The organism is Enterobacter sp. 148H3, assembly GCF_034107425.1.
GTDB classification, from domain to species: Bacteria; Pseudomonadota; Gammaproteobacteria; order Enterobacterales; family Enterobacteriaceae; genus Enterobacter; species Enterobacter vonholyi.
In genome coordinates, this window is record NZ_JAWNEI010000005.1 from 1 (window position 1) to 14,080 (window position 14,080).

The window sequence follows — 14,080 nt, forward strand, 5'->3', positions numbered from 1 at the left end:
CCATAATGTCATACCTCCAATCATCAAATCCATTGATAATAATGCGCAAATAAAAGCTGATTACAAAAGATATAGAAAGGACAGATACTTCAAGAAATTTAAAAAAATAAAGCCAAGGAAAATATGGGGTTGTGATTCACCAATCGAACTTTTTTTACTTCAGGCAATGGACAGCCTAGGTTTAACACCTGAAATTCAGACGATAATTACTAAAGATGGACTCACGATCCCTAGCTTGCATAAATTGTGGGAAAACTCTCGCTCACGTAAACGCTTGAATGCCATAACAGATGCTGACTTCTATTTTCCTGAAAAAAAGTTGGCAGTTTTTTGTGATTCTAAAGAGCATCATTCGTCCAAGGAATCTACTGATAAAGACAGTAGTATTGATAAGTCCTTAGCAGAAATTGGTATTTTTAGCATAAGGATCTTTGGTAAGGATATTGTGGCAGATCCCATAACATGTGCGATGAGAGTCAGGGACCGTTTGAACGAGTTATAAGTTAAAAATAATTTTTTTGGGTTTGATTTGAATAATGCCGATGGGCCTGAATGTTCAGGCCTTTAATCAGGGATGCGACTGTCGCCGCTCATTCTGAATGTGAGATATTTTAACCGCAGCTATGAGCGAGGAACGGAAGTTGACTTAATTGTAATAGAGAACACGGAAGCTTTGATTGTGGATGTTCCGATTAAACTGGGCATCGACAACTTGATTACCAGTGCTGTTCTGAAATAAGTATATTCTCTTTATTCAGATATTCACATTAATTATTTTTTTACAACTATTCATTTATTTGACGAATTTTATTTCCAAAGTATCTCAACACCTTAGTTGTTCTACCGTTGATTACAGGTAACTCTTCATTATTTATCCAGCCAATAAGTTCCTGAATATTCGATTTACCAAAATGGTTTAACTTATATTCCCTATCGTAAATACAGTCAGCCATGCGCGATATAGTATCCCCTGTGCCGTATAGAAGATACGTCAGAGTATTTTTAACCTGTTTTTCACTATTGTACTCAATGAATGAAGATTTCAATGTTTCGAGGCCACCTTTGTAGAATCGGAATCGGTCATGGAATGAATGTAAAACACATAGGGCATCAACTATATTATCCATTGATGCTGCTTTTATTGACTCTTTTGAACCCAACACCCCTTTAATTAAAGGATAATTAACTGGCACAATTCGATCTTCAAAATGCTCCCATTTCGTTGTTAACCATTCATCAATAAGGATTTTAGTTCTATATTTTTGTTGTTCATCCCATCCAAGAGGCTGGTCTTTCCAAGTATCTTGGGTTGCATAAAAATCTCGAACAAAGCTGAAAAATGAGTCAATTTCTAGTCGTAATGGAATTAAATCTCCATCTACTTTTCTTTCATGGTTATTATACACATTTTCAATACGGCGAAAGGCCGTTACAGCTTCTTGATAAGATTTCTGGTAAGTGCCCAAAAATATAGATTTATTAGTGGTTTTCTTGCTGCCACGGCTGATATTTGAGAAATTCACATCACCTATTATATCGGTAATAGTATTTTCCATTTCTGACAAAGATCTGTTTACCTGTGAGAATTTACTATAAATGCTGCGATATTTTTTTATAGCATCTTTTGTTAGAACTTCTGCTTCATCCCAATATTCAGCAAAAAGCTCTTGAAGATCAGCGAATCGATGATCTTCAGCGTCAAGTCCTACCATAACCTCTTGGTTAGATAAAGTGGCAGATCGAGTTAGGTTAGCGGATCCCAATAAGATTGTTTTATCGCCAAAAATGTATAGCTTTGGGTGAAAAGAATTACTTGTGAAGAATCTAGCTTCTACGTTATCGTGATTTAGAAGTTTCTCAAGTGCCACAGGTGAGGTTGGAAAACCAAGGCGAACAATGATTCTCAAATGACACCCTCTAGCAAGGAATTCATCAATAATATCAGATTCTGTAAAAAATGCTGATGCAATAAAAAGATCCATACCATCTTCAATATGGTTGATGATACCGTGTTTAATGAAGTCATTCTTTGAAACTCGATTAGTATACAAATCCATCAGTATTATCCTGTAGATGTTCTGGCAAACCGGACCATGCACTTTTAGATATCTTGAGCTGCTTCTCATATTAAGATAACACAATATCAGCAACTTCTGCTCTCGGCACAAAGCGGACTGCCAATTGGGTCCGACTCTGTGCTATCGCTGTGTCAGGTCAAATATGAGCTAATGTATCTCAAAATCATTCTTATACACTTTATCATGTAGTTAATCCGCTCGTATCACCGTATCTTAACTCGAATTGTTATGGTGGTGCTGACCCATTTGAGGCCTGTATTTTCCTCGACAGCGATCATATTAGGGGGTGGGGAGCCCCGTCATAAGGGGTGAGCGGATATGTAGATGCAGGCTGAATGGTATCCTTCCATAATCCTAATTAATTGGATTATGTGACTGAATTTTATGAAAAATTATTTGGTGAGGAAGGAGGGCCGAGGATAGTATTTTATAAGAATGGCCTTTTATAAGTAAAAGGCCATTTCCGTTCTTGATAATCAATAGATTACTGATAATAATCCGCAAGATTGCTGCTAAATAATGATTCTGCATTTTCAGCCGCAGCTACAGCATCCTGAACATCCTGCCGTTTCAAATCCAAAACCCGCAATTTACCCTTCACTTCGGCGACGGATTCGATTCGTCTGAAAGCATCGGAATGATGTTTGGCATACAACGCCAGCCCTTTTAGTTTGGGTAAAGCATCAGCCAGATGTAGGCCATGTGGATCTACTAGATCCACAACCACTTCGCTATTCTGTTCGGCAAAGAACAGGAAATCGGGACGAACAATTTTGTATTGTTCGGTTTCAACATAGGCGATGCCTAGTGACGACTGCCCTGTGTATTGTGGATTACGATACCAGAAAGCAAATCCTTCACGCTTGGTTTCGGTCTCGAAAACCGTGGTTTCCCAATGGTTCAACTGAGCAGGATAGTTCCCGCTTTCATCACACAACAGATGGTGCTTCCAGGTTGGAAGAGCAGTTTCCATCTCTCCTTCACGAGCCCGGGTCATTTCAAACTTGTTTTCTGGCCTAACTAAATCTACGTCCTGCGGTTCGGTACTCATTTCGACGATTTGACGATAGGCCTCTTTACGCTCATCTTTCAATGATTTGATCTGCGGTGTGTACTCGGCCAGCCATGCCTTCGCCAGTTTATCCGCCTCGCCATCGAAGTAATCCTGCACCTCCATCACTAGACCTAGGCCAGCAACGGTTACACGAGCTTCCATGATCGCTTCCAGGTACTCCTCTGCATCCTTTTCTCGATCCGCGACCTTATCGGCCAGATATTCCACATAGGTACGTGAAACATCCGGGCTGAAGATTCGGGCTGCACGCCGGTAGGCGTCATCAATCACCGCTACGTCCGCCTCCTCCCAGAATTCATTGAAGGTCATTGCTTTGTTCTTCAGGCTGGCAACCACCGCCTTACCATCTACAACGAGCACTGCATTGCGCTTGTTTTTGATTTTTTCAGCATTTTCTGTCTGGAACTTGTCCAGGACAGCGTGCAAAGCAGCATGGACTTTCCTGACTGCCCCATCAAGAATGCCGTCATCAACCAGTTCCTGTGCCAGCGCGGTCAGACGTCTGGCGGGTCTGGCTCCTTTCTGTGGTCGGGTTTGCGAAGGTAGCACTTCAAATGCTTCCCATACGGCAGCTGAAGCCGCCGGGTTAGGTTTCATCTCCACAGGGTTAACTAGGATGCGTCCGCTCGGAGGAGATGTATCATCGCCCTTAAACAAGGTATTGACGACATCTCTCACGGTATTAGTATTAAACTTGGGCAGCAGGCATTCTACTGAGTTTAAGCGCTCATTACCCGGAATACGTCTTGCCAGTGGAGTACGCACCATACGCCCCAACAATTGCGTAATATGCGTCCTGTCGCTGGCAGCGCGGAAGGAGACCATCACTTCGGCACGCGGGCAATCCCAGCCAGTGCTGATAGCATCTTTAGCAATCAGTACACGCACCCAAGTTGATTCCTGCACCCGCTGCGGTTCAATATAAGGTACTTGGTGTTGGCCGAAACGCTGCGTGGTATGTTCACCGAAAACATGAGCAACACTGTCAATGGGCAATTCGGGGTAACGAGAGAATAGCGTATCCAGCCAACGCCCCACTTCGTTCGGGTCAGGCGTATTGGGTACCTGGAATACCATCAGCGGCACTACTTCGCGCACAGTTTCCTGCTGTTTTGCATACTCTGCCCATGCATCGGTCACTTCCCTGAGTCTGTCGGCAGCACGGCGTACCCACACGGTATCAAAGTCACCGGCTTCATCTGGTACACCAAGAATGATATCGTCCTTGATAAGTCCAGATTCCTGCACTTTAGCCGAGTCAACCATCACATTCGGCAGTTTGACATGATGACCAGCATTCGCAATGGCTTTGTCGAAACGTTCAACTGTGGCGGAAATACCCCACACTACTGGAATACCCTTAACTCCAGCCGAACCATTGATGAGCCGTTGTACAATGGTACTTTTAGCTGCTTCGCTGGAAGTCGTAGACGAACCCATCCCCCTGTGCGCTTCGTCCAGTACCAAATAAAGTGTCAGATCCGGGTCTTCGATGGTGTTCTGGATGGTATCCCACAGCGTATAAGCCTGTGCATCAGGGGCTGCTTCGAAAAGCCCGCCCTTATCATCAAACCCGCGCACCAGCAGGCTTTTTTTGCCAAACTTCTGCGTGTTAAGGAAATAGATTTTTCCAGCCTGAAATTTGCGCCGACTGAAAGGATGTTCAACCACCACCATATCGTTGTAGTTGATACGGTCACTGGCTTCCATCAAGCGAAAGCGAGTTTGCTCGTTCAGTGCAGGATCGTCACTGAACCAGATCACTACCGCGCCAGGATCGGCATCGAAATTAAATTCGTCGTCACCATGAAACAATGCTTCAAACGCAGCGGCAGCCATGACGGTCTTACCCGCACCGGTCACTGCCGTTAAAGAGAAGGCACTCTTGTCATTTTCGTTATGCCAGTAACGGCGAGCTTTTCCGAGATTCACCAGCGAATCACGTACCGCATCGCGCTGGTAGTCCTTGAGAGTGAACTTCATTCTGTTAATTCCCCACTGGTGAAGCTGAAATTGGTCAGGTACGATTCGTACAAACGTACCGGCTCAACACCTTTTGGCAGACGCCTGGTGACAGCCTGGAAGTGGCGGTCATCGTCAGTGACGATAAAGGCTACCCGTACGTCACTAGCATGGCTAATGGCTTCAATGAAAGGTGTGGCCTGATCCACAGCCGACAGCAGGCCATAAGCATCAGCTACTTCCCATCCTTCAGCAGGCAGTTTTTCAATACGATTGCCGCGCGCGCCCGCGCGTAGCCACAGCAACGGCGCAATGCGTGCATAGGCTAGGTTATGGCTAACCGACTTCTCAGCTTCGTAGGTCAGGGTGAAGAACTCAGCGTTTTCCTCGAACCCTTCAGACATGGGGAATACATCAGTAATTCTATATTCTCCTTTAATCTGTGTATCATCAGGGGTTTTACCTGTGATAGCAGCTTGCACACGCGGCTTGGTAATGTAATCGCAAATCCCTCGTTCTTCCCAACCAGAATCACCGGGACGTAATCCTTGTTCACGTAACTTTTTTTGTTCGTCGGCAGCTACTTCGTTATTAGTGACGGAGATGCACTGACGACGTCCACCATCTTGCTTGTTCAGGCGCATGACCGCGTGGGCAGTTGTTCCAGAACCACTGAAGAAATCGAGAATAATTGCTTCGGGCTTGTTAGCAACGAAAAAGCGAAGTGCGTCTTCAACTGCATATAACGATTTTGGAAATGGAAAACGCCGGCCTGGAAGCAGAGCGCGGATAATGTTCGTTCCATGACTTCCAGCATCATGTGAAGTCATATTCCAAATAGTTTTTGGTGCTGTTGAACGGCTACCTTCTGTATAGGCAGTAATTAATGAACCATCGGCATTCCGTCCCGTGACCTGAATAACACCATCTTCGATTAGCTGAAGCTGATTAAAAGAGAGGTAGTAAACCGGAACAGATTTTTTTGCCAAATCCACTCGTCCGAGACGGACTGCTCCACGGGAGATTAATTCCCGAAGAGTGGAGGGCACAACGGACCAACTGTACTGTTGCCCATCGTTAGAGGGAGGCCATACGGCAATAGTTCCCTCAGGAGTAGTAACTGGATCTTCTTCATCGAGCGGAACTGTGTCGCCAACCGAGTGAATTCCAGAGCCATCCGTTTTAATATAGATTGGATACCATGATCCAGGATTGTGTGGTCGGAGCCCTTTTCGACCTGTCCGGGCAAGTCCTCGCCATCTGACATCGCCGTCCTCTGAGTAGTCGCGATCCGTTAGCATATCTCGACTCCAACGGGTCAACTTCGAGCTACCGAAGGTAACAAAGAAAATGTATTCGTCAATTCTGGAGAATTCATTAGCGCGCGCTGTTCCTTTTGGATTTATCACGCTACTAATCATTTGTATGCTTCCTTCTGGAAACGTCTGTTCCAGCAGCAGTCCCAATCTTAAATACTCTTTTTCATCAATGGTGACGATAAGTACAGAATCAGCGGGGTTCAACAATTCCTTTGCAATCTTCAATCGGCGCTCCATGAAAGCTAACCACTTACTGTGCCGATACAAATCTTGTTCTTCGACGTAGTCGTTGTTGTACTTCCAGTCCTTTGCACCTGTGTTATACGGCGGGTCAATATAGATGGCGTCCACCTTTCCCCTATGGGTATAGGTCAACGCCTTCAACACATGGTAGTTCTCGCCATTGATCACTGAATGGAAAGGCTTGTCTCCACCTCGTTGCACTTTTCCCGTACTAACTAGACCCGGCCAGATCGTGTCACGAAATTCAGCTATAACTACAAGGTCGCTCAGCGCTACAGTTTGAGTCTCGACCTCAACCGTGCCCAGCAACTCCAGATCAGCGACCTTCCTCGTCTTGTGGATGGTTTTAACCTGCCACAACCGTTGATCACCTTTCTTAGTAGAACCACGCTCTGGCAGAACGCGAACCTTGTCCCCTTTGCGAATAGGTCGCAATGGTAGTTCTACTACTTCAGGGCTATGTCGTTCGAAATTCAGCCCGAAGGGAAGGCGTGATGACAGGATCTTGATTTCTCGATCTAGGTCAGCACCCAGTTGTGGGTCTTTGGCCTTCGCTTTAGCAATTAAATCAGTCAGCCTGGACATATATTCCTTTTTTCTTATCAATTCTGAGCAATGCAAGTTCTGAACGTTCGGTTCGTAGGAACTCCCAATACGTTGATCCATTGACGGAATCAGAACATTGAAAAATTGGCTGTAATACTAACATTAATCAACGACTTCATCGATCCTAAAACCGAGTGTCACAGGTTAATACCAGCATGTCTGTAGCCCGGTTCTCGTTATCTAAGTGACATCAGACAATCCAAATAATTTCAAACATATATCACCCCATCGAGCACAGCCACTCATACGGCGATCCTACTGGTTCTCCCTTGTTGTTTCATTTTCTGAGTGGGTAAAACTATTTAATAAACAATAAAATCTTAACACCATCAGTAGGGAAGTGGCCGCTCTGCCCACACTATGCTCATGTTAAAATCATGGTTGCTCATGTGACAGACCAAGTGAAGCTGTTGTTTGGCCTCTCCCCAACAAGTAGAGCAATTCAAGTGTAATTATTCTGCCAGCAGGCTTCCTCAATACTGTAAATACCGGCCCCGCAGGTAGTGCAGCGTTTTTCCCCGCTGTAATGATTAGCGCACCAGACGCAGTACCAGGCCAGCGACATTACCGGGGAATCCGGGGTGTTAAAAAGACTGCATAATGTTCTGTTGCGTATCTCCGCTTTCACTGCCGGGTCAATATGCGCACAGCTCATCAACGTATTGGCAGCTACTGTCCTCTGGTCATGTTCGAACCAGGGTGAGTCAGCGTGCGTGCCAATATGGAAGATGAGTCGACAGCCACAGGATACGCAGCTCCATACCTGTCCAGGCATGTTCGCCGCTTCACTGGTTGTCACAAAATGTCCACGGTGGTCACTGGCGAGGTAGCACTTCAGCATACGAATTTCGGCGTGCTGATTCTCACTGGTGATGGTCTTAAAATTCATCGGACTGACTCCTTACCACCATACGACATGCAGGCAGGTACCGTCCCGGAACGAGATGGCTGTCTGTGTGGAGGATGGTGGGTTACAAGTTGCTTATGGATGACTGGAACTGATGGTTCAGGGCTTTCGGCTGCAAATGGGGCAGGGTTTCACGCCGCAATAGCGCCGTTCGCAACGTTCGCACTGCCAGCGGAGTGTTATGCAGTTAGCTACTTTACGGGAATGACATTTCCCTGTGGGCGAGGGCTTTATATTCAGGCTCCCCGCGAGTCTGCAATACGCTGTTGCATCCAGCTTTCTACTTCGCTTTTATACCAACGGGAACTCCGTCCCAGCTTGATGGGTTTCGGGAATTCGCCATCCTGAATAAGCTTGTAGAACCACTTGTCGGTCATACCTGTGTATGTGGTGATGTATACCATGTCGATAAGTGGGTCTTCTGCGCAAAGAATGGGGTAAATGGCTGTAGTCATGGAATCTCTCCCTCTGAAAATGAATGACGGGAGGAGTCCGGCGTGGTTGAGTTCTATTGCACGCCAGTACTCCTTCAGAGGATAGGGATTGCCAGTAAAAAAAATACCGTGTTACAGCCAGAACGAAGGTGTAGCCAGCCTACCCCTGGCTGGCACCCATGGAACGTGTATCAGCGGAGTAATGTTTTGTCCGCTCTTTTGCCAGGTAACTTGCACGGAAGACCAGGTCTTCGTACTGCTGATAAAATACAGGTTTGTCACGCTCAAGAATGTAAGAGCCACTTTCCGGGAAATGGACCAGGCGGCTGTATTCGGGATAATCGGTTAACCCCAGTGCGCTCAGCCAGGCTTCGTGTATCATGTTCCACAGGCTGCTGTATCCCGCCGATCCCAGAGACCGGAATAAGTCTTTATTGAAGAACAGTAGCGCGTGGTAGTGACTGTGCAGAGCCGTTTCAGTTTCCCTGACCCAGAAATAACGTAACTTGCAAGAACAATCCCGCAGGCCTCTCAAACAACGTTGTTGACGATAATGGCCGATCTTTGCTGTCAGGGAGCGAGTAAAACGCGCCATGACGTTAGATGAGGTATTAGGGTGACAGCAGATACTGTCGTCTGCTGCCCATTCAGGGGAAAAGTGTAAATCTACCCTCAGGGCAAAGGTTCGTGGATACTCAGCTATAGCACAAGCCATGACATTCTCCAGCCGTTCTAAATAGCGTGAATTAAACGGGGAATGACGATGGTCCAGTAATGCTTTATTAAACATAGCGTAACTCCTAGTATTATTTGGAAATAGGTGGACTATCAAAGAAAGCGCATGGTAATGTTCGCAGGTAGTCAGCGGAGGCCGCCTGCGCGTAGTACATACAAATGGTGAATCAGGTATTTAATTACATTGTTTAACAGGCTTGTTATAGAAATAAACTTGCGCGCTTATTAAAGACTTTGCATAGTTGGTTGGCTATTAATTACATTGTTCGTGGCTTGATTTTTATCGGGCTTTTAGGTATCGAGAGACATAACCATGACTACAATGAGAAATCATTTGATATTCCCTATGATATCATTTCATTGGCAATAAAGATAATGGTTGAACAGTGACTCGTATCAACTAACAAGTGTATACTTATTGGAAAGGGTGTGGTGGGATTTAATATTGTGAGAGGTTATGTTATAAATAGATTGTAATTGAATATGTATTAGTCACCATGATATAACTTAATCTCACCTAAGAGTGGTAATGATGCATGCCTTAATCAGAAAAGACATATATTACTATTACCAACACAAGAAGCTAAACTCTCAAAGGTAAAAACAGGTCTTACACGATAGTTTTTGTATTTTTAACAGAACAGCATCACTCTCAAGTTAGTCAGTCTGCTATACAGCATTTTTTGTCACTTCAGAACAGTTATCTATCGAGTTTCACTGGGAGTGCTTACGACCTGTCTAAGACGATGACAAGTTCATGGCGGGAGTAACAACTGAGGGCGGTTTCGCGTTAATTCCCTGGTATTCTTGTCGCATATCTGTTTGTCAGTCTGGTAAAAAATAACATATCAAGTTCCACGCCTGCCATGGAATAATCGTTGTCCTTTCTGCACGGGTCCTCAATGAGCCGGTATAACAAACCACCCTGCATCTCTGCCCTAAATACCAGACCGGGGCCTCCAGCGCCATCCTTTTTATCCGGTACCTTACCATGCAGAATCCGAAACTGCCTGCGAGCATGAACAATCCCCACCATGCACAGCAGATAAACCGCATAAACCCAGTATGCAGCTATAGTACATTTCACTCCTTATTCTCAATGATTATTTCTACAAGTCATGCCATTTTTTTACCACAACAAATGTTACTTTATTGCATGGCTATGTTATAAGGTCATAGTGACTTATGGTCCTGTTGCCCGTTGAAAAGGAAACCAGATGAAGGCTTACAACATGATGGACGATTTCAGGTTCCTCTACCCCAGGAAATCTGACATGCATAAGAACATAAGGCGAGACAGAGGACATCTGAACATGTTGGTAAATACTTGGTGTCTTTTTTATAATGACAGCGTTAGAGAAAAAGCCATAGATCTCATTACTGAATTAAATTATTACTATGAGGGGATTACTGATGGCGAGATCATGTTCTCTGATGAATGCTCTCCTGAATATAAAGAACAAATCATTGCAGTAACAAGGCAGTGTATCTATAAAAAAATGTCGGCATACCGAAGACTGAGAGACTATCATCACGAAGTGCTAAGATCTCATCCCAAAGCAGGGTATGTTTGCTTTTCTCTGGATATTGATAAAAACACACACAACTACCTGACGACCGATGTCCATAATAACCTCATTAAGGATTTGGTAAAGAAATTCACTAATAACTTTAAATCCCTGACGTTGTATTCACACGTAGCAGCATATTTCTGGGTTCTCCTTCGACGCCGTGATGGATACCCCTATCTTCATTTCACCCTCTACTTCAAAGAAAAAGATTTCAACCATGTGGTTGGATTATCGATAAACAAAACATGGTTGAATGTTCTGGAAAAACAAGGTCTCAAAGGAAGTATTCGTTACTTTATAATAACAGAAGATTTTATTGGTCCTCGTTTATCAAAAGGAGGTGTTGCCGGAGACAGGTGCCTCTATGAGGTCAGCCCATACCACGATGACGAAAAAAATGAGTTGTTCATTTATAATGACTATAATGGAGCGGATATACTCCAGGAGATGTCCTCCAATATAAATAAAATTAATAACAAAGTGTTTGAGTTACACCTGTACACACTGTCAAAGCTGACTTTTGTTTTTCCTGGAAAAAACAAAAGTCAGGGGTTCTCGAAAATAAAGAAATAAGCCAGATTTTGATTCATCACCCGAAGAGTATGCTGGCGCATATTCAGCCCTGCAGTTCACATTACCGGTAGCATTCCACCAGCTATCGTCTGTTGATACACATAGTAACGTGTGATGCCCACCATAAACAAAAACCTACATAATCTGTCTCCTCCTGCTTTTCAGTAAATTTTGAGATACATACCATCCTCCTGAAGCGAAGCCCGACTGTCGATAAACCCTGTGGGGCTTTTCGATAAATATCTTTGTTTAACTACGATCGATTTTGTCGATCGGACCGATCGAATTTCATTGTTATCCCCTTCACCTATGTGGCTATAAAATCCCCATGGGATACTTATGGCTGTTAATGTTCTATTTAAAATCAGATAGATATCTCCTTTCTGGTAGGGGATTCTACAACCAAAGGAGTTTTAATAATGAAAAGAAAAATGATGCACACTTTTCTGCTGGCCTGTTCACTGATACCCGTACTGGCACAGGCCTTCGGTAATCATGAGACATGGAGCAAGGGCTGGGCCCAGGGAGTATCAGAGTTTGTTATCAACGGGGAAGGTCAGTCGCAATTGTCTCTTACCTGCGAGGATTACGGCTCGCAACCGACCACGATCATATTCACTGATGCCAGTGGGCATCAGGTCAGTATGGACGGGGATAAAAACCTTCAGCTCAGCATTGACGATGGAGTACCCATTGATATCAGCGAATCTGAGAGTCGGGTGGGTGGTAACAACCTGGCGCAGGCCTGGGCTCAGTTACGTAATGGCAAACAGGTCTCAGTGACAGGAGACGGTGTTAAGTCTGCCATTTTCACGCTAGCCGGGGCGGCTAAGGTACTACCGGCATTCGGGACACACGGTTGCGTGGGTAAAGATGCACTCTAGCCTGCATCTGAGTTTGACGCCTGTTGATTACGTTATTTTAAAAAGGAACAGATTATGAAATTTAAACACATGCTGGTGCCCGCACTGCTTGCACTCTCAGCTCATACGCTGGCAGAGCCAGCGCCGACCATCAAAGTGGAGACTAGTAATCAGGTTCATCCTGCCGGAACACGCTATGTCACGGTCGTTGTCACCTCGCTGGATGATAGTATCAAAGTTGAAAAGATAGATGTGAACCGGGGTAACTGTCGTATTGATAACCAGAAGTACCTATATTCCAGCAATAAGGAAACTATTCTGCCCGCCTCCTTGCGCTACGGGGAGTCCGTCAAAGTAAATTTTTATAATAACTGCGTTGCTTCAGAAGTCGTCGTCACTACTGACAAGGGGGGATGGCGTTACACCTACCACTGAGCCACTTTCCTATATCAGCTTCCTCAAATAAATCTTCACTCCACCAGAGGGCTGCCGCCAGGCAGTCCGGAGCAAACCCTATGATCTTTCTGAAAATGCTGGTGACGGCCCTGAGCCAGGCACTTACCTGGTGCGGCGGGCATCAGGCCCGGCAGTTTATTGAAATTCGCCTGCGTCAGGCAGGCTACGATGACAACAGTATTGATAAAGCCCGGGAAGCGGTCACGTTGCTGGTCACTGCACTTATCACCGCCCTGATGGCGCAGATACTGAAGATTCTGGATACGCTGTAGTCCTGCCCGCCATAGCCCTCCCACAGTGAACAACATATCTGCCCCTGCCTCCTCACGGAGCAGGGGCTTTTGCTTTTATGCCTTCAGATTAATCAGATGAGGAATCAACTATGCGATTAGCCAGCCGTTTTGGTCGGGTGAACCAGATTCGCCGTGACCGTCCCTTAACCCGCGAAGAACTGATGCAGCATGTCCCCAGCGTCTTCGGGGAAGACAAGCACGACTCCAGAAGCGAAAAGTACACCTACATACCCACCATTACCCTGCTGGAGAACCTTAAACGTGAAGGGTTCCAGCCATTCTTTGCCTGTCAGTCACGAGTGCGCGACCAGAGCCGACGGGAACATACAAAGCATATGCTGCGCCTGCGTCGTGCCGGTCAGATAAACGGTCAGCAGGTACCGGAAATCATCATTCTGAATTCGCACGATGGCGCATCAAGTTTTCAGTTGCTGCCGGGGATATTCCGAAGCGTCTGCACCAATTCGCTCGTTTGCGGACAGTCGTTTGGCGAGATCCGCGTGCCACACAGGGGCGACGTTGTCGGGAAGGTGATTGAGGGGGCCTATGAGGTTCTCAGCGTCTTTGAGCGGGTGGAAGAGAAACGTGACGCCATGCAGTCCGTGCAACTCCCGTCACCCGCACAACATGCACTGGCTAAAGCGGCGCTCACATATCGTTTTGGGGAAGAGTACCAGCCAGTGACTGAATCGCAAATTCTTGCACCTCGCCGCTGGCAGGACGAGAGCGATGACCTGTGGACCACTTACCAGCGCATCCAGGAAAACCTGCTGAAAGGCGGACTAAGTGGCCGTACCGCGCAGGGGAAACGTACCCACACCCGCCCAGTAAACGGGATTGATGGCGACATTAAGTTAAACCGTGCGCTCTGGGTGATGGCGGAGAACATGCTGAACCTGTTGGACAGGTAATCACCCGCGCCCCGCCACCGAAATCAATCCCCGGCCCGAGACCTCCATTCGACA

The 14,080-nt window shown here is 45.8% G+C and carries 11 protein-coding genes and 1 pseudogene; 6 read left to right on the forward strand and 6 right to left on the reverse strand.

All coding sequences use genetic code 11. From position 1 onward, the window contains the following. A pseudogene (locus tag USH94_RS08550) lies at positions 1-502 on the forward strand (hypothetical protein); the annotation flags it as partial. Between the two features lie 283 nt (positions 503-785). Here USH94_RS08550 and USH94_RS08555 read toward each other — a convergent pair. The 6 genes from USH94_RS08555 to USH94_RS08580 all read right to left on the reverse strand — a co-directional run bounded on the left by USH94_RS08555 (position 786) and on the right by USH94_RS08580 (position 9,414). Then, positions 786-2,057 carry a phospholipase D family protein gene (locus tag USH94_RS08555; RefSeq protein ID WP_228728730.1) on the reverse strand — a complete coding sequence of 424 codons (1,272 nt, stop codon included), beginning with the start codon at positions 2,055-2,057 and terminating at the stop codon, positions 786-788. Between the two features lie 505 nt (positions 2,058-2,562). After that, entirely contained in the window at positions 2,563-5,136 is a 2,574-nt protein-coding gene (locus USH94_RS08560) for a DEAD/DEAH box helicase family protein (protein ID WP_320731320.1), read from the reverse strand. Continuing rightward, positions 5,133-7,343: a site-specific DNA-methyltransferase gene (locus USH94_RS08565; protein WP_258525062.1), complete on the reverse strand. Its 2,211-nt coding sequence runs from the start codon at positions 7,341-7,343 to the stop codon at positions 5,133-5,135. Before USH94_RS08565 ends, USH94_RS08560 begins: the two co-directional genes overlap by 4 nt. Before the next feature lie 382 nt (positions 7,344-7,725). Further along, a complete protein-coding gene (locus USH94_RS08570; RefSeq protein ID WP_111965518.1) occupies positions 7,726-8,172 on the reverse strand; it encodes a putative zinc ribbon protein in 447 nt (148 codons plus the stop codon). Positions 8,173-8,426: 254 nt separating this feature from the next. Then, positions 8,427-8,645 (reverse strand): helix-turn-helix transcriptional regulator, encoded by a 219-nt coding sequence (locus USH94_RS08575; RefSeq protein WP_111965517.1) that lies wholly within the window; start codon positions 8,643-8,645, stop codon positions 8,427-8,429. 139 nt (positions 8,646-8,784) lie between these two features. Further along, positions 8,785-9,414, reverse strand: coding sequence for an inovirus Gp2 family protein (locus tag USH94_RS08580; protein WP_111965516.1), 630 nt, complete (start codon positions 9,412-9,414; stop codon positions 8,785-8,787). A gap of 1,162 nt (positions 9,415-10,576) precedes the next feature. On the opposite strand from USH94_RS08580, the gene USH94_RS08585 reads away from it, so the two are divergent. The 5 genes from USH94_RS08585 (at position 10,577) to USH94_RS08605 (ending at position 14,026) form a co-directional block, all read left to right on the forward strand. Further along, positions 10,577-11,503, forward strand: coding sequence for a hypothetical protein (locus tag USH94_RS08585; protein ID WP_111965514.1), 927 nt, complete (start codon positions 10,577-10,579; stop codon positions 11,501-11,503). Positions 11,504-11,922: 419 nt separating this feature from the next. Beyond that, the gene (locus tag USH94_RS08590; protein WP_111965513.1) at positions 11,923-12,387 is read left to right on the forward strand and encodes a hypothetical protein; all 465 of its coding nucleotides are present in this window, start codon (positions 11,923-11,925) and stop codon (positions 12,385-12,387) included. 54 nt (positions 12,388-12,441) lie between these two features. Next, complete coding sequence (locus USH94_RS08595) at positions 12,442-12,801, forward strand: hypothetical protein (RefSeq protein ID WP_010434179.1); 360 nt, start codon at positions 12,442-12,444, stop codon at positions 12,799-12,801. Positions 12,802-12,881: 80 nt separating this feature from the next. Continuing rightward, positions 12,882-13,094, forward strand: a complete 213-nt coding sequence (locus USH94_RS08600) for a hypothetical protein (RefSeq protein WP_111965512.1) — start codon at positions 12,882-12,884, stop codon at positions 13,092-13,094. A 110-nt stretch (positions 13,095-13,204) separates the two neighbouring features. Beyond that, the gene (locus USH94_RS08605; protein WP_111965511.1) at positions 13,205-14,026 is read left to right on the forward strand and encodes a DUF932 domain-containing protein; all 822 of its coding nucleotides are present in this window, start codon (positions 13,205-13,207) and stop codon (positions 14,024-14,026) included. Positions 14,027-14,080 lie beyond the last annotated feature (54 nt).

What these genes read in the sequence shown, in the direction of transcription:
- USH94_RS08555 (WP_228728730.1), bottom strand. Translation starts at nt 2,057, where the DNA reads ATGGATTTGTATACTAATCGAGTTTCAAAGAATGACTTCATTAAACAC.
- USH94_RS08560 (WP_320731320.1), bottom strand. Translation starts at nt 5,136, where the DNA reads ATGAAGTTCACTCTCAAGGACTACCAGCGCGATGCGGTACGTGATTCG.
- USH94_RS08565 (WP_258525062.1), bottom strand. Translation starts at nt 7,343, where the DNA reads ATGGATCAACGTATTGGGAGTTCCTACGAACCGAACGTTCAGAACTTG.
- USH94_RS08570 (WP_111965518.1), bottom strand. Translation starts at nt 8,172, where the DNA reads ATGAATTTTAAGACCATCACCAGTGAGAATCAGCACGCCGAAATTCGT.
- USH94_RS08575 (WP_111965517.1), bottom strand. Translation starts at nt 8,645, where the DNA reads ATGACTACAGCCATTTACCCCATTCTTTGCGCAGAAGACCCACTTATC.
- USH94_RS08580 (WP_111965516.1), bottom strand. Translation starts at nt 9,414, where the DNA reads ATGTTTAATAAAGCATTACTGGACCATCGTCATTCCCCGTTTAATTCA.
- USH94_RS08585 (WP_111965514.1), top strand. Translation starts at nt 10,577, where the DNA reads ATGAAGGCTTACAACATGATGGACGATTTCAGGTTCCTCTACCCCAGG.
- USH94_RS08590 (WP_111965513.1), top strand. Translation starts at nt 11,923, where the DNA reads ATGAAAAGAAAAATGATGCACACTTTTCTGCTGGCCTGTTCACTGATA.
- USH94_RS08595 (WP_010434179.1), top strand. Translation starts at nt 12,442, where the DNA reads ATGAAATTTAAACACATGCTGGTGCCCGCACTGCTTGCACTCTCAGCT.
- USH94_RS08600 (WP_111965512.1), top strand. Translation starts at nt 12,882, where the DNA reads ATGATCTTTCTGAAAATGCTGGTGACGGCCCTGAGCCAGGCACTTACC.
- USH94_RS08605 (WP_111965511.1), top strand. Translation starts at nt 13,205, where the DNA reads ATGCGATTAGCCAGCCGTTTTGGTCGGGTGAACCAGATTCGCCGTGAC.